The sequence below is a fragment of the Ruegeria sp. AP7 genome, from assembly GCF_056539905.1.
Map to the genome: position 1 here is coordinate 359,092 of NZ_JBQFVT010000001.1, position 16,102 is coordinate 375,193.

At 55.7% G+C, this 16,102-nt stretch carries 14 protein-coding genes; 5 read left to right on the forward strand and 9 right to left on the reverse strand.

What is annotated here, in order from left to right:
* Positions 1-379 precede the first annotated feature (379 nt).
* The 6 genes from ACR0KN_RS01755 to ACR0KN_RS01780 form a co-directional block, all read right to left on the reverse strand.
* On the reverse strand, positions 380-994 hold the full coding sequence (locus tag ACR0KN_RS01755; protein ID WP_480650929.1) for a nucleotidyltransferase family protein: 615 nt from the start codon (positions 992-994) through the stop codon (positions 380-382).
* Positions 995-1,025: 31 nt separating this feature from the next.
* Entirely contained in the window at positions 1,026-3,443 is a 2,418-nt protein-coding gene (locus tag ACR0KN_RS01760) for a GcvT family protein (RefSeq protein ID WP_480650931.1), read from the reverse strand.
* 105 nt (positions 3,444-3,548) lie between these two features.
* Positions 3,549-4,856 carry an HlyC/CorC family transporter gene (locus ACR0KN_RS01765; RefSeq protein ID WP_170778892.1) on the reverse strand — a complete coding sequence of 436 codons (1,308 nt, stop codon included), beginning with the start codon at positions 4,854-4,856 and terminating at the stop codon, positions 3,549-3,551.
* A gap of 63 nt (positions 4,857-4,919) precedes the next feature.
* Positions 4,920-5,876: a tyrosine recombinase gene (locus tag ACR0KN_RS01770; RefSeq protein ID WP_480650933.1), complete on the reverse strand. Its 957-nt coding sequence runs from the start codon at positions 5,874-5,876 to the stop codon at positions 4,920-4,922.
* A 2-nt stretch (positions 5,877-5,878) separates the two neighbouring features.
* Positions 5,879-7,405 carry a hypothetical protein gene (locus tag ACR0KN_RS01775; RefSeq protein WP_480650935.1) on the reverse strand — a complete coding sequence of 509 codons (1,527 nt, stop codon included), beginning with the start codon at positions 7,403-7,405 and terminating at the stop codon, positions 5,879-5,881.
* Positions 7,395-7,544 (reverse strand): hypothetical protein, encoded by a 150-nt coding sequence (locus tag ACR0KN_RS01780; RefSeq protein WP_010439599.1) that lies wholly within the window; start codon positions 7,542-7,544, stop codon positions 7,395-7,397. Before ACR0KN_RS01780 ends, ACR0KN_RS01775 begins: the two co-directional genes overlap by 11 nt.
* Positions 7,545-7,623: 79 nt before the next feature.
* Between ACR0KN_RS01780 and ACR0KN_RS01785 the strand changes: the two genes are divergently transcribed.
* Both ACR0KN_RS01785 and aroB read left to right on the forward strand, forming a co-directional pair.
* On the forward strand, positions 7,624-8,211 hold the full coding sequence (locus ACR0KN_RS01785) for a shikimate kinase (protein ID WP_010439601.1): 588 nt from the start codon (positions 7,624-7,626) through the stop codon (positions 8,209-8,211).
* Positions 8,211-9,320, forward strand: coding sequence for a 3-dehydroquinate synthase (gene aroB / locus ACR0KN_RS01790; protein ID WP_480650937.1), 1,110 nt, complete (start codon positions 8,211-8,213; stop codon positions 9,318-9,320). The genes ACR0KN_RS01785 and aroB overlap by 1 nt, the downstream gene beginning before the upstream one ends.
* A gap of 7 nt (positions 9,321-9,327) precedes the next feature.
* Here aroB and ACR0KN_RS01795 read toward each other — a convergent pair whose 3' ends face one another.
* The gene (locus tag ACR0KN_RS01795; RefSeq protein WP_480650939.1) at positions 9,328-10,398 is read right to left on the reverse strand and encodes a site-2 protease family protein; all 1,071 of its coding nucleotides are present in this window, start codon (positions 10,396-10,398) and stop codon (positions 9,328-9,330) included.
* Positions 10,399-10,416: 18 nt separating this feature from the next.
* Positions 10,417-10,887, reverse strand: a complete 471-nt coding sequence (gene ssb, locus ACR0KN_RS01800; protein WP_480650941.1) for a single-stranded DNA-binding protein — start codon at positions 10,885-10,887, stop codon at positions 10,417-10,419.
* Between the two features lie 207 nt (positions 10,888-11,094).
* Here ssb and ACR0KN_RS01805 point away from each other — a divergent pair, with 207 nt between their 5' ends.
* The 3 genes from ACR0KN_RS01805 to ACR0KN_RS01815 all read left to right on the forward strand — a co-directional run bounded on the left by ACR0KN_RS01805 (position 11,095) and on the right by ACR0KN_RS01815 (position 13,846).
* The gene (locus tag ACR0KN_RS01805; protein WP_010439608.1) at positions 11,095-11,673 is read left to right on the forward strand and encodes a lytic transglycosylase domain-containing protein; all 579 of its coding nucleotides are present in this window, start codon (positions 11,095-11,097) and stop codon (positions 11,671-11,673) included.
* 95 nt (positions 11,674-11,768) lie between these two features.
* Complete coding sequence (locus ACR0KN_RS01810) at positions 11,769-12,731, forward strand: LuxR C-terminal-related transcriptional regulator (RefSeq protein ID WP_260025851.1); 963 nt, start codon at positions 11,769-11,771, stop codon at positions 12,729-12,731.
* Positions 12,732-12,859: 128 nt separating this feature from the next.
* Positions 12,860-13,846, forward strand: a complete 987-nt coding sequence (locus ACR0KN_RS01815; RefSeq protein WP_480650943.1) for an MBL fold metallo-hydrolase — start codon at positions 12,860-12,862, stop codon at positions 13,844-13,846.
* Between the two features lie 117 nt (positions 13,847-13,963).
* Here ACR0KN_RS01815 and ACR0KN_RS01820 read toward each other — a convergent pair whose 3' ends face one another.
* The gene (locus ACR0KN_RS01820) at positions 13,964-16,051 is read right to left on the reverse strand and encodes a dipeptide ABC transporter ATP-binding protein (RefSeq protein WP_480650945.1); all 2,088 of its coding nucleotides are present in this window, start codon (positions 16,049-16,051) and stop codon (positions 13,964-13,966) included.
* Positions 16,052-16,102: the final 51 nt, after the last annotated feature.

The window sequence follows — 16,102 nt, forward strand, 5'->3', positions numbered from 1 at the left end:
AACTATTAACGCTGTATTTGTTCCGAGTAGAGCTAAGGAGCTGCAACCACTGGTAGAGTCTTGAGTGTTGTATTGTTGCGCAAAAGCCAAACCGTCTTCGCTCAAATTTACCATTTCTTCCAATTTTACATTGTTTGAACGCATCTGATCGGCGACATTGGTTATGCCCAAGTGAGGGGGGCCTGAGACACTAGGGGGTGTCAAAGGCACATCTCAGTCTCCACAGCGCTGAGCGGCATGTTAACGAGGGGGTCTTGTTTAGGTTCTGCAGCTCAAAGTCGGACAGCCTGATTGGCGATCTGATAGCGCTTTAGAGATTGGTGAAAGTGGTAGTCCTGTTTTTGGGCATGCGGCCCGGTCGAAAACGACCGGGCCGTGTTTATTTCGGGTGAAGCCCAGAAGGTTGGCGGGCTACCCACTCCGACCAATCCTCTGGCGTATCTAGATCCAACAGCGCATTTTGGCTGGGCAGGCGATGAAGGTGAACTGCATCCTTGTGACGCCGTACGACAGATTGCGCGCCACTGTCACCGGTCAGGTCTGTCAGTTCTGCAAAGAGAGAGCGATCAAAGATCACCGGGTGCCCAGGGACGCCCTGATTGGTCGCACCGCGCCAAATTCGATTGGCAGGATGGGTTTTGACCGATTGCAGGACATTGCGTAGATCTGCAGTCGTAAGGTCCGGCAAGTCGGACAAGAGGATCATCACGGCCTTCGCATCGGCTGGGATTGCCGCCATCGCCCCCTTTAGACTGGCATTGATACCTTCCCGTGCGTCCGGGATTTCGACCGGCAACACATCGAGATCTTTCAACACCGTATAGCGTGGATGAGGCATCGGGGGCAGGGCAACGAAAACAGGACCGACGGCAATCGCTCTTTGCGCTACACGACGCAGCAGCGGCACGCCACCCACTGGCTGCATCAGCTTATCGGTCCCAACCATACGGCTGGATTGGCCGGCGGCGAGCAGTAAGATGGGAATTTCTATCATCTCGCCACCATGCCGCTAAGTTCAGATTGTGTCATCCCCGCATTCTTGCACTGTCGGCATCAAACAGAGGCGTGGTGATCACACGGGCCGCGCGCATCTTGCCCAGTATCTCAATCGAAACCTCGCAACCTTCGGTTGCTTGTTCGGTTGGCAGGAATCCCATTGCTATCGATTTGCGTGCATAGTGGGAATACCCGCCTGACGTGCAGAAGCCGACAACTGAACCATCAATCCATATCGGTTCATACGCGTTAACATCGGCATCGGCTGCATCGACCTCGAACGCAACCAAACGGCGATTGGTGCCAGTAGCGCGTTCGGCCTCGGCAGCTGCGCGGCCAATGAAGTCGCTGTTCTTTGAGAATGAGATGAACCGATCCAGACCGGTTTCCGCGGCGGTATAGTCCGGCGAAAACTCGCGCATCCACGACCCAAAGAACTTGTCCAAACGCAGGCTCATCATCGCACGCATGCCAAATGGTGCGATGCCATGAGGTTGGCCTGCCTGCCATAAGGTCCACCAAAGCTGCCGCTGTGCCATCGGATCACAATAGATCTCATATCCCAGGTCACCGGTATAGCTGACGCGCTGAACGATGCAGTCTGTCATGCCGATGGTCATCTCGCGCACGTCAAGGAACCTAAGTGAACTAACATCATCCCGGGTACAGGCCGACAGGACCTCGGTGGCCTTGGGGCCAGCAATCTGAAAGCCGTTCAGCCGGTCACTGATGTTTTCGATGTTTATGCCTTCGTCCTGATTTTGCAGGAACCAGCGCATGTGAAACGCCTGGCTGCCATATGAGGCCGTGACGCGAAACTCATTTTCGCTCAGACAGGACACGGTGAAATCCCCGATCAATTTGCCATTGGGCGACAACATGGGCGTTAAAGAAACACGACCCGGTTTCGGAATTCGGCCAGCCATGATGCGATCCAGCCATGCGCGGGCACCGGCACCTGTGATGCGGTATTTGCCAAAATTGTGAACCTCGTTGATCCCCACTCCTTCGCGTACGGCGCGGACTTCTCGGCCAGTGGCCTCAAAAGCGTTGGAGCGGCGGAAAGAGGGTGTTTCGAAATCTGGTTCATCCCCTTTGGCAAAGTAGTTCGGAACCTCCAACCCGTACTGCTGCCCCCATACGGCACCGAGATCGCTGAAGATGTCATACATCGGCGTGGTTCGATTTGGGCGTGCGGCAGGCAGCTCTTCGTTCGGATATGCGACGCTGAACCGTTTCTGATAGTTCTCAATCACTTTGGGGCGTGTGTAACCGGGGCTGATCCAGTCACCGAACCGGGCCACATCCATCGCAAACACATCGCGTTCAGGTTCGCCTTCGATCATCCATTGTGCGAGGGTCAGGCCAACCCCTCCGCCCTGGCTAAAACCGGCCATGACACCACAGGCCGACCAGTAGTTCCGCACGCCGGGCACCGGGCCGACCAGAGGGTTGCCGTCAGGGGCGAACGTAAACGGCCCATGGATGACGGATTTGACACCCGCCTCAGCGAGAACAGGGAAGCGTTTGTAGGCGAATTCGATGCTATCGGTGATCTTGTCGAAGTCATCGGGCAGCAGTTCGTGGCCAAACTCCCACGGGGTGCCGTCGACAGCCCAGGGCTTGCAGGGCTGTTCGTAGAAGCCGATGCACAGTCCACGCCCTTCCTGCCGCAGATAGCTTTCGCCAGCGGGGTCCATCACATGCGGGTGCTCTCCTCCTGCGTCGATGATGGCCTCGATCTCGAGTATATTGTCGGTGACCAGATATTGGTGCTCCATCGGATGCAGCGGGAAATAAATCCCGGCCATCGCACCGACCTCGCGTGCCCACAAGCCGCCCGCATTGACGATATGTTCGGCGTGGATCGTACCCTTGTCGGTCACCACATCCCATGTTCCGTCCGGGCGCTGGTTGGTCTCGCGCACCATGCAATGGGTTTCGATCGTGGCGCCGCCCATCCGCGCCGCCTTGGCATAGGCATGGGTGGTGCCCGAAGGGTCTAAATGCCCGTCCAGGGGATCATAAAGCGCGCCAAGTATACCATCGGTGTTGGTGATCGGAGCGATCTTCTTGATCTCTTCTGGCCCGACAATCTCAGTCTCAAGGCCCATGAACCGGTGTTTGGCACGCTCTGCCAGTAGCATGTCGAAGCGATCCTGATTGTCGGCCAGAGTGACGCCACCCACATGGTGCAGGCCGCAAGACATGCCCGTGATCTCTTCCAGCTCTTTATACAACCGTATGGTATAGCCCTGCAGGGCGGCCATGTTAGTGTCGCCGTTCAGCGTGTGGAATCCACCGGCCGCGTGCCAGGTCGAGCCGCTGGTGAGCTCGGATCGTTCCAGCAGCATCACATCCGACCAGCCAAGCTTGGTCAGATGATAGAGGACCGAACATCCGACGACGCCCCCGCCAATCACTACAACACGGGTGGTGGTTTTCACGATGCAACTCCCTCGGCTTTTGGCCGAGCCTGCCGAGGGCTCTGGCGCAATACTATTCCGTTCGCGACACTGCGCGTCGCTTGTCAATTGCGAACGCTGCCGAACCTAAAGAGGTCGCACTTTGAGGGCCGTGATCCGGTTACCCTCGCGTGCGGTGACTTCGAACCGAAAGCCGTGAAATGAAAACACCTGACCGACGATCGGGATCATCTGTGCTTCGTGAATGACAAGACCAGCCAAAGTGTTGGCTTCTTCGTCCGGCAGGGCCCAGTCGAGGGCGCGATTGACGTCGCGGATGGTCATTGCACCTTCGACGAGGAATTGGCCATCATCGGTGCGGGTGACGGGTACTTCTTCGTCGATGTCGAACTCGTCGGCGATCTCGCCCACGATTTCTTCCAGAATATCCTCGAGCGTGATCAACCCGCGCAGCGATCCGTACTCATCCACAACAAGCGCGAAATGGCTGTGCATCCTAAGAAACTCGCGCATCTGGTCGTCCAGAGTGGTGGTTTCAGGAACGAAATAAGGATCGTTAGCCACCTTTGCGATGTCGAAATTCTTAAGCCGCTCCGGATCGCCATCTGCACCGCCGACTTGGGCGTACATCGCGCGAAACAAGTCCTTGGCATGGACCACACCCACGATGTTTTCCTGTTCCTCCCGGAAAACCGGCAGGCGGGTATGGGGGCTTTCCAGACATTGTTTGAGGATCGCCTCGGGCTCATCATCGGCATCGATCATCTCAATATTCGAGCGATGGAGCATGATCTCTTCCACCGCGCGATCACCAAGATCCAGCGCACCCAGAATACGGTCGCGATCTTCTTTTTCGACAACTCCTTCGGAATGGCCCAGTTGCAGCGCACCCGCGATTTCTTCCCGCACCGCGAGGATGTTGCTGTCAGGGTCGATCTTTACGCCAAACAAGCGCAGCACTCCGCGCACGAGAAGCCGGACGGCGGCTACGACGGGCGAAAACACCGTCACGACAACACCGATAACAGGCGCGACCCATGCGGCGGCCTTTTCAGCGTTTGTAATAGCGTAGGTCTTGGGCAGCACTTCGGCAAAGATCAACACCAGCAAGGTCATCACCAGCGTCGCCAATGCCACTCCGCTTTCGCCGAATAGCCGCGTAAACAGTGCTGTGGCCAGCGAAGCCGCAAGGATGTTGACAAGGTTATTGCCCAACAGGACCGAGCCGATCAGGCGTTCGTTGTCGTCGGTAATATCCAGCGCCTTCTGCGCCCCGCGTGAACCTTTGTCAGCCTGCGCCCTTAGCTTTCCGCGTGATGACGCAGTCAGGGCGGTTTCCGAGCCAGAGAAAAAGCCCGATAGCACAAGGAGAAGAAGAATGGATCCAGTCGTGATCCAGAATGCACTGTCGAGCAAAGAAGAGGTGGGTTCCATCGGTCCTAGGCTATTCTTGTTGCTGCATCCGTTATGGGGCTGCGACCTCGTCCGATCAAGGGGTTAGCCTTGATCTGTGGTGTCATCCTTGGCAAGCGGGTGGTGTTCCAGCACCAATTCCGACAAGCGTTCATCCAGAACATGAGTATAAATCTCGGTTGTGGCGACATCCGCATGGCCCAGAAGTGTCTGGATCGAGCGTAAATCCGCACCATTGGCCAGCAGATGCGTCGCAAACGCATGGCGCAGTGTGTGCGGGGTGACCTTCTGGGGTGAAACGCCGCCCTCGACGGCCAGTTCTTTGACCAGAAGGAAGAAGCGATGCCGCGTCAAATGCCCTGATTTCCCGCGCGAAGGAAACAGAAAACGCGATGCCTGTACACCTTTTTTTATCGTTTGCTCTTCAGCAGCATCGCGGACCATGAGCCATCCGCTTAACGCTTCGCGGGCGGGAGGGGACAGTGGAACCATTCGCTCTTTGCCGCCTTTGCCAAGAACTAACAGCATCCGGGGATCGCCTCTGGCAGAGCTTACCGGCAACGACACAAGTTCAGTAACCCGCATCCCTGTTGCGTAAAGAAGCTCCATCAAACAGGTGTTGCGTATTCTGTCGGCTTCGGACCGACCCGTTCGGCGTGCTGCGGCAAGCAGGCGGTCAACCTCAGGCACATCCAGCGTTTTGGGCAGTCTTTTCGCACGTCCGGGGCCTTTGATCTGGATCGCGGGGTTGTTGTCACGCCATCCTTCCTCGAACGCAAATCGATATAACTGCTTGATCGCAGACAACCGCCGTGCGCGGGTCGCGCGGGACAGGCCCTGCGCATCGCAGTCGATCAAGTAGCCCTCGATCCTGTCTCGGTCAGCCTCGGCAAAGCCAGACTTTCGTCGTACCAGCCAGTCTGAGAAATCCTTAAGGTCGCGTCCGTATGCAAGCAAGGTATTGGTTGCAGCCCCAAGTTCGGCGGCTTGCGCTTCGAGGAAGGTGGAAACCCACAGATCCTGAGACGAGGGTGCGGTCATCCTCAGGCCCCGTTCAGGATCATAAGCTGTAATGCAGATCGGCGCGCGGTATCTTCGAGTCCGACACGTCGGAACGTGGCAATCGCGGCTGTCAGATCCACCAGATTGCCGCGCGCGCCATGGGCGAACAACTGCATCGTTTCCAGAATGGCCTCGCCCAACTGATCATTGAGCAGCATGGCGTTTATGTCCGAAGGGACAGGCGCAGACCAGGCAAAACCTTGTGAAATGGCATCAGCGAGTGGGGTAGGAGAGGGCGCGCGCTGCGGATCGCCTTGTGCAAGGGTGGACAAAAACTTGTTGGCGTCCGACTCGTCAGGCATCGTGCGTGCCGCGTCTTCATATAGCTCGGACAAAAGCAGAATACGCCAACGGAGGTTTTCTGCAGTCTGATCGGGCAACTTCATCGATGCCAGACGCGGCGCAAACAATTCGGCAAAGGGCACTTCCAGGCCGACCGATTTCATCTGTGCCCAAACAGCTGTTAACGCGTTTGAAACTGGCACCGGCTTGCCAGTTTCGAGCGCGGCTTCGAACTTTTGTATGGCTGAGACACGATCCCATACCGCACCTGAGGCTGCAGGGGAGCGTTCAGTATAAAGGCCAAGCAATTGGTTTGGCGTCAGAGCACCAATCCGCGTCAACCGCTCGGCAGCTTCGATCTGAGCTTTCCACCCCGCCACGTCCCGCAAATCAGCGTTTGCAAAGGCCCGAGGCAGAGATGCCGTGGGCAGGCGTTCACCAATGGCTTCGAACATTCGGAAGGTGAGAGGGTCAGGATCTTCGGGTTGCGGAAGATACTCGGCCCCTTCGAACAATTCCGGGCTGAGAAAGCGATCGAGCAGGGCAAGCTGATCGTCGGGTAAGACCTGCAACGCATGTGCTGCTTCAAGTGTAAGCGCTGCCGAGGCCCAATCCCCTCGGCGCGCTTTACAGAATATCTGAGCGGCGTAGTTCCTTGATAAATTCGGCTGAGCGATCAGGGCTGTGCAACTTCGATCTTCATCACCGGTCAGCAACGTGGCATCGAACCAACGTCTAAAGCGGTCTTGCGTATCGGTCGGACCGGCGAGTTGAACCAAGGATTGTACCGGATCGGATGCGCCCAATTGCATAAGACGGTCCAGTCGCGCCATCAACAATGTATCTTCCGCCTGACCACCCGCTGGGGCGCGGGCTTCGGACAAGAGCAAAGTAAACAACAATCGCTGCATCGCCGGGTAGGACTTGACCCGTACCTTCGAGATCAAATCCGCCAGCCGATCAGCATCGCTGCTGCGCCACAGGTCCACCGGCAGACCAGTGACTGAAGACGCAACCAACCCCAGAGGAGGGGACAGCGCCTCCAAGGGGGTGACCTGCACCTCGGGTTGGAGTCCCGTCTGCGTCACAGGGGGTTCCATCAACACCGTGCCCGGCAGGTTTTCTGGCGGGTCAGTTAGCCAGTCGATGACTGACAATGGCTCTTGCGTTTGCGCCTGTGCGGTTCCGGCCAGAAAAAGCGCCAGTAAGGTGCCTTTAGTCTGCATTCAGGATGACCGGCTCGCGAATTTCATTTTTCGGGGCGGAGAAGTCCGCGCCGAAATACGGCCCGATATAGGCATACCCAACCAGCCCGATGAAACACAGGCAAATGATGTATATCAGGAACTTGATCAAACGGCCCATGGGTGAACGCTGCCTCAAATTTTGCTTTTGGCCAAGTTATAACTAGCATTTTCCCTAAGATCACGTCATTCACGACGAAATGAGCGAAATTAAGCATAACACGGTGCCTTCTGACACAGCGACGCAGTTTCGACTGCACAAAACCGTCGTTTTGGTTGGAATGATGGGGGCAGGCAAAACTGCCGTGGGTCGTGCGCTGGCTGCCCGGCTGGGTGTTCCTTTTCTTGACAGCGATACCGAAATCGAATCGGCAGCCAACATGACCATCCCTGAAATCTTCGCACGGGATGGAGAAGCGTTCTTTCGCAGCAAGGAAAGTCAGATTATCGGGCGGCTTTTGGACGAAGAAAGAGGTATCCTGTCGACAGGTGGTGGTGCGTTTCTTGCCGAAGGTAATCGCAAAATGATCTCGGATCGTGGTGCCTCGGTTTGGTTAAAGGCTGATTTGGATGTGCTGTGGAATCGTGTCAAACACAAGGATACGCGGCCGCTGCTGCGTACAGCGGACCCCTATGCGACGCTGCGCGACTTGTATGAAGCGCGCGTGCCGATCTATGAACAATCTGATCTGGTGGCGGACTCGGATGGTGAGACCGCAATCGAAGATATGGTGGATCGGGTCATCGCCGCCTTGGTGACACGCCCAGATATTTTGGAACGAAATTAATGCATCAAACCGTACATGTAGACTTGGCCGAGCGTTCTTATGATGTTGAAATCGGCCCCGGACTTTTGGCGCAATCCGGGGAACGGATTGCCCCGCTGTTAAAGCGCCCGCGTGTCGCGGTTCTGACCGATGAAACGGTCGCGGAAATGCATCTGGATGCCCTGCGTGATGGATTGACCTCAGCCGGGATCGAGATGACCGCGCTGGCGCTTCCAGCAGGTGAGGCGACCAAAAGCTGGCCGCATTTTGAGCGCGCGGTGGAATGGTTGCTGGCGGAAAAGGTTGAACGGAACGACATTGTCGTTGCGCTTGGTGGCGGGGTGATCGGCGATCTGGCGGGTTTTGCTGCTGCAGTGATGCGGCGCGGAGTGCGCTTTGTTCAGATACCGACCTCGCTACTGGCGCAGGTCGACAGCTCGGTTGGCGGCAAGACCGGGATCAATGCGCCACAGGGTAAAAACCTGATCGGAGCGTTTCATCAGCCGTCACTGGTATTGGCCGATACGGACGTGCTGGGCACACTGCAGCCGCGGGACTTTCTGGCCGGATATGGCGAGGTCGTCAAATATGGTCTGTTGGGCGATGACAAATTCTTTGAGTGGCTTGAAAACAACGGGCCTCTGTTGTCATCCGGCGACATGGCAGCGCGAGTGCAGGCTGTCACGCGTTCGGTTCAGATGAAGGCCGATATCGTGGCACGCGACGAGACCGAGCAGGGCGACCGGGCGTTGCTCAATCTGGGTCATACCTTCTGTCACGCGCTTGAGGCTGCAACGGGATACTCTGATCGATTGCTGCATGGCGAAGGCGTTGCGATCGGGTGCGCGCTGGCGTTTGAAACCTCCTCGCGGTTGGGGCTTTGCCCGCAAGAAGACCCAAGCCGCGTCAGGGCGCATTTGCGCGCCATGGGGATGAAGACCGATCTGGCCGATATCCCGGGTGAATTGCCGGATGCAAAAACGCTGGTTGATCTTATGGCACAGGACAAAAAGGTCATGGACGGTCAGTTACGGTTCATTATGGCACGAGGGATCGGGCAAGCTTTCGTCACACCGGATGTGCCCCGCGAGACGGTGGTTGCTGTACTAAAGGACGCGTTGGAGGTGTGATTGGGGCTTAGCGCCCCTGGATCACCATCAACTCGCCGATATTTTCACGCGTGATATAGCCGACCATGTGCCCCGATTTGGTGCATACGGCAATCGCGGGCGCACCTTTGTGTAGGCCATTCAGGACTTTGTCCAATCCGCTGGTCAGCTCAACCTGCGGAATATCAGTATCCATAATCGAGACCGCCGATTCCGAGCGGGGATGGTCACCCGCCAATGCGGTAAACAGGCGATCACGGGTCACGAACCCCATAAGACTGCCGTCTTGTGCCAGTACCGGAAACTCGTGCTGGGTTGTGTGAATGACTGCTTGTGCTGCTGTGGCCAATGTATCGTCCGGCGATAACGCCTTAAACTCGGTGATCATCGCATCCCGAGCCATCACGCGCCGTGCAACTGAACGCAACGCAACGTCCTGATTCTCGGCATTAGCAGCGATGAAAACAAAGACGGCGATCAGGACCAATATTGGATTGCCCGAGGTCAGCCCCAGAAATCCAAGCCCAACAGCAACGATCTGACCACCGAGTGCTGCAATGCGGGTTGCCTTGGCGCGTTCCATTTTCATGCACAGCAAGGCGCGGAAGACGCGTCCTCCATCCATCGGGAAAGCGGGGATCATGTTAAAGGCCGCCAACAGCAGGTTCAGATAGGCCAAACGGCTGAGCAGGCCGGTTGCGGCCGAGTCAATCTGGTCGAGTGAACCAAGCTGTATGCTTGCCCCCAAGACAACAAGAATCGCCCAAATTGCGATGTTCACGGCGGGTCCAGCAAGGGCGACCCAAACCTCTTGCATCGGTTTTTCTGGCATTCGCTCAAGACGCGCCAGCCCGCCAATCGGTAACAGAGTGATGTCAGGGGTACGGATGCCGTATCGCCGCGCCATCAGCGCGTGGCCGAACTCATGCGCCACAACACAAGCAAACAAGGCGAGTACGAATACGACATTGTCAATCGCTGCAGGCAAGCCGCCGCTGGAATAGGCCGCAAAACCAACCCAGGCAAGCAGCAAAAAGAAGGTGACATGGACCCTCAGTTCCGAGCCGAGTAATCGGCCAAGTGAGAAGGACCATGCCATATTTAGTCTCCGCTTGGTTTAGAACGGAATCTCGTCATCGTCGATTCCGCCAGACGCAGGGGCTGGTGCGCTGGAGGGGCCGCCATATGGGTCGCCATATCCGCCGCCATAGCCGCCTCCACCGCCGCCGCCTTCACCGCGGGCGTCGAGCATTACCAGCGTCGAGCCGAAGCCCTGCAGCACCACCTCGGTCGAATAACGATCCTGACCGGACTGATCCTGCCACTTACGCGTTTGCAATTGCCCCTCGACGTAAATTTTTGAACCCTTGCGCAGATATTGTTCAGCCACGCGTACAAGTCCTTCGTTGAATATGGCGACCGAGTGCCATTCTGTCCGTTCACGGCGCTCTCCGGTATTGCGGTCCTTCCAGGTTTCCGAGGTGGCAATGCGCAGGTTGCATACTTTACCACCGTTTTGAAACGTCCGCACTTCAGGATCGCGGCCCAGATTGCCGACCAGAATGACCTTGTTGACTGAACCCGCCATTTATTCCCTCGTTTTACTCTGACTGGATGGCGCCCGAATCTGGCGCTGTGTTCTGCTGCTGACCCTATACGGGCTGGGACTTGGTTAAAACATGATTGATGCTGCAACGGTGAATGGGAAAATATTAGGCCAACTTTTACCAAGCTTTCATTTCCGGTTGATTTAACTATAATTTGGCTGGTTATTGAGGGTGCAGGATTGGCTTTAATGCGGTTTCTGATCGGTGGTATTTCTGTTTTAGGTGTTTGCCTTGTGTCCTTTTCGGCGCAGGCGGAAACCCTTTCAACAAAGAATCGAAAGGCGCTTTTCCTCAAGCAATCCAAGGTATTGGACGGTCGCGCTGCAAGCCAGTATCGCGATTCAGATCGGCTTAGACCTAAAACTGAGAACGGGAAGTTTGCCAAGCGATACACCGGAAATTATCGGGGCCAATATCTGAATCACGCCCGGAATGCGGCCCGAAAGCATAATGTACCTGAAGAGCTGTTCTTGCGACTTGTCCAACAGGAAAGCGGATGGAACCCACATGCTGAATCGCACAAGGGTGCTTTGGGTCTTGCGCAATTGATGCCACAGACAGCTAGGTTGCTGGGTGTCAATCCGTATGACCCCATCCAAAACCTGGAAGGGGGCGCGCGTTATCTGTCGTGGCAGTATCGCAAGTTCAAATCATGGCGGCTTGCTTTGGCAGCGTACAATGCTGGCCCCAAAGCGGTCGAAAAGCATGGCGGCATACCACCTTACAAAGAGACCCAAAACTATGTGAAAGTGATCTGGGGCGGCTAAAAACCGGTGCTGCGGCGCAGAGAGGCTGTTTCTTGATCAAGTACAGAGCGCTGCCTTAGTCTGGGTAGATAGCTCTCAGACTTGTGCGGTTTGTAATGATCAAGGATCGACCGGATATACCAGCCGAAACGATGGCCAACTGGCAACGCCTGGTTGATCTAGTTTCACAACTCGCGGACGTGCCAGCGACATTGATCATGAAGACCGAAGCACCCGATCATGCGGTCCTGATCACCTCGGATCATCCGGAAAATCCATACCCTGTCGGCATGAATTTTCGCCTGAATCCCAAGCTTTATTGCCAGGGTGTCCTTGAACGAGATGGCGAATTTGTTGTCGAAGATGCTACTTGCGATCCAGCCTGGAGTGACAATGAGGACATGGAGCACGGCATGTCCTTTTACATTGGTTTTCCGCTGAAATGGCCGGATGGTTCAGTTTTCGGAACCATCTGCGTTCTGGATCGCCATCGCAATCGCCGCGCTTTGCTATTCCGTGAGGGTCTGGCGCAGTTTGCACGTATGGTTGAGTCGGATTTGGCTTTGATTCAAGAGGTTTATCTGCGGCGCGCGCTAGAGGAAAAGCTGAATGAAACACTGGCCCAGTTGGAAAATCGCGTCGAGTTGAGGACACGTGAGTTACAAGAAACCAACACTGCACTTCGGGTATTGCTGACAAGTCTGGACGACGACCGGAAAGAACGCGATCAGGACATTGTTGAACGGGTTCGTTCGATGGTCTTGCCGTATCTGGACAAGTTGCATAGCCAAATGACCGAAGGCGACGCCTCGCAAGTTTATCTGGAACTGGCATTGAGAAATCTGCAAGACATCACCACGATGATTTCTGACAAACTCTCGGATGCGTTTTCGGTTATGACGCCGACGGAAATCGAAATCGCTCAGTTGGTCATGTCCGGTAAAACCACCAAAGATATAGCCCGGGCCATGTCGCGCGAGACATCAACGATTGATTTCCATCGCAATAATATTCGCCGGAAACTGGGACTCGAAGGGCGGGATCAGAACCTCCGCAGCCATCTTTTGTCGATTTCGTGATCTGGGAATATGGGGATTCCCCCCATATTCCCCCCAGATTTTTCTGATCTGAGCCTTCCACGTTGACCTTGTTAACCTGATCAGAAAGGTGCGGATACAGCCGCACCCGCTCAATCGGGAGGATCAAGATGGATCGCAAAGATCTAAAGCCGACAATACTGAACGGGGAACATGACACTCTGGCAACTGGCCTTTCACGCCGGTCATTTTTTATGGCGGCTGGTGCTGCGGGCGTTGGGGCAGGGGCTTCGTTTCTGGGTGGCAAGCCAGCCGAAGCACAATCTCAAGCTTGGCTGCAGCCGGGCAACAACAACCATGTGATTGATTTGCAAGGCTCGACTGGGCAAGCCAGCACGGGAACTGTTGGGATCGACTACTACGGTCACTGTGCCATCAAGATCACCTCGCCAAACGGAGCGACCGTGTTATTCGACCCTTGGCGGGATGATCCCTCGGGCGCATGGGGGTTATGGTTCCGCAACGAATTTCCGCAGATCCCCGTTGATATAACCATGTCCACTCATGCTCATTTTGACCATGACGCTATCGAACGGCCCAGCTCCACAATGGTTTTGGACAGGATGGCGGGGAATTTTGAGTTTGCCGACCTAAAGATCACGGGCTTTGCTGACAAACATGCCTGCGTTGCGCCGGGATGGTACAAATGGACCAACGCATTGGCCGAATTTGGTGCCGAAGCTTGCCCGCCCAACAACGTGGGCCACATGGATATGGTGGTCTACCTAGTCGAAACCGGCGGCATTCGCACTTTGATCTGGGGTGACAACCGTCACAATCCGCCTCAGGAGTTCTGGGATGCGATCGGGCAGGTCGATGTACTGACTTTGCCTGTCGATGGGTCGGAACATATCCTAAGCTTCGATCAGGGAAATAATATTGTCGCCAAGCTCAAGCCCAAAATCATCATCCCGACACACTACCTCAATGAGGTTACGTCATACACGCTGACGACGCTGCAGGCGGCAGACGATTGGGTCAAAAGCCAGCAGAGTTACAAGATGCTCGACAGCGCCAGCTTAAAGCTGGAAACCGGGGATGTAGCGGGTATGAATCAGGAGTTCATGCACTTCGGCAACAACGTGATGACGGGTTGATTGCAAACTGAAACTGCCACTCACCCACGACCTGCGTCTCCTGTCCCCCCCACCAATCGTGACGCAAATCGAAAGGGCCGGTCGAGGACCGGCCCTTCTTCATTCTTTTACGAGGAATTATTCGGCCGCAATTTTGATGACAGGCTCCATTTTAGCCAGAATATCTTCGGCAAGGTGACATTTGACCTGATGCCCATCCGCAAGCGTCTGAACCGGGGGTACATGGGACTCACACCGCCCATCTGGCACTTCGGACTTCCAGCGGCAGCGTGTCTGGAACGGACAGCCCGGCGGCGGGTTCATGGCAGAAGGGATGTCGCCTTCAAGAACGATATGCTTTTTCTCAACTGACGTGTCCGCGATCGGAACCGCGCTCAACAACGCCTCGGTATAAGGGTGGTATGGTGGAGCAAAGACTTGGTCGGTCGTGCCCAGTTCCACCACATGGCCCAGATACATCACCATTACACGGTCACTGAGGTAACGCACGATTGACAGGTCATGGCTGATGAACAGCAGAGTGGTTTTGTGTTCTCGCTGAATTTCCATCAACAGATCGGTCACCGCTGCTTGTACCGAAACATCCAGCGCCGAAACCGGTTCGTCTGCGACAACGATCCTCGCGTCTCCGGCGAAGGCGCGCGCGATTCCCACGCGTTGCTTCTGACCACCTGACAGCTGGCGCGGCATGCGATCGGCAAATGCCCTCGGCAGTTTGACAAGGTCCAACAGCTCAAGCATCCGCTTTTTCCGCTCAGCCTCTGAATTACCTACGCCAAATATCTCTAGGGCCCGAATGATCTGACGCCCGACAGTCATCGACGGGTTCAGCGTATCGAAGGGGTTCTGAAAAACCATTTGAACCTCGCCCACGGTCTTCGCGTCCCGCTCTTCGATGGGCACCTGTTCGATGTTGCGATTGTCCAGCAAAATTTGCCCGTCGGTTGCAGTTTCCAGGCCCATTAAAACCTTTGCAAAAGTGGACTTGCCACAACCGGATTCACCAACAATGGCCAGCGTTTCAGATTCATGCGCCTCAAAACTCAAGGTTTCGTTGGCCTTGACCACTTTAGTCTCACCACCACCGAACAAGGCATTCGCAGCCACCTCATAATATTTCTTGAGGTTGTCCATTTTCAGGACAGTCCGGCCGATTTCACCTTTCTCTTTTTGCTCACCCACTGTGATTGGCGCATTCCAATCAATCTCCTGGAATTTCAGACAACGCGTATGGTGTCTGTCATTTCCCGGCACTGCTTCCATCAGGATGTCTTTGGCATCACAGCGACCTTCTTCGAAATAGTCGCAGCGCGGGCCAAAGTTACAGCCTGGGGGCCGCTCGTGGGGCAGGGGGAAGTTCCCCGGAATCGCCACCAGCGGGCGCGAGTTCTTGTCAGCTCCGGGCAACGGGATCGACCGGAATAGCGCTTGCGTATATGGGTGTTGCATCTCGTCGAAGACATCCTTGATCGAACCACGCTCGACCGCTTCACCGGAATACATCACGCACAGCCGATCGCAGGTTTCCAGCACGAGCCCGAGGTTGTGCGAGATAAACAGCATCGAGGTGCCGTATTTCTTGCCCAGATCCTTGACCAGTTCGACCACTGCGGCCTCTACGGTCACGTCCAAAGCGGTCGTTGGTTCATCCAGGATCAACAACGCCGGTTTCGACATAAGCGCCATCGCAATCACGATCCGCTGCTGCTGGCCACCGGAAAGCTGGTGTGGAAACGAATTCAGCATCCTTTCGGGGTCAGGAAGACGCACGTCTGTTACCACCTCAAGCGCGCGTGAATAAGCTTCTTCCGCACCGACGCCTTCGTGGATCATCGGAACTTCCATCAGTTGCTTGCCGATCTTCATCGCCGGATTCAAAGAGGCCATCGGTTCCTGATAGATCATTGCGATTTCATTGCCGCGAATGTCTCGCAGTTCTTCTGTGGACATTTCGCTCAGATCGCGACCTTTGAACTTGATCGAACCCCCGACTATGCGGCCGTTCTTGCCCAGGTCTTGCATTATGCCCAAGGCAACGGTCGATTTACCGCACCCGGATTCACCAACCAGTCCGACGGCCTCACCAGGTTGCACGCTAACCGAAAAATCCATCACAGCCGGAATTTCCCGCAGACGGGTAAAGAACGAGATCGACAGCTTGTCGATCTCCAGGATGGGCCCGTCATAATCCGCCAGTTTGTTCATCTTGTATCTCCTCGCGAGAGTCCGGGGGATCCCCTTCATCTGGCTAAAAAT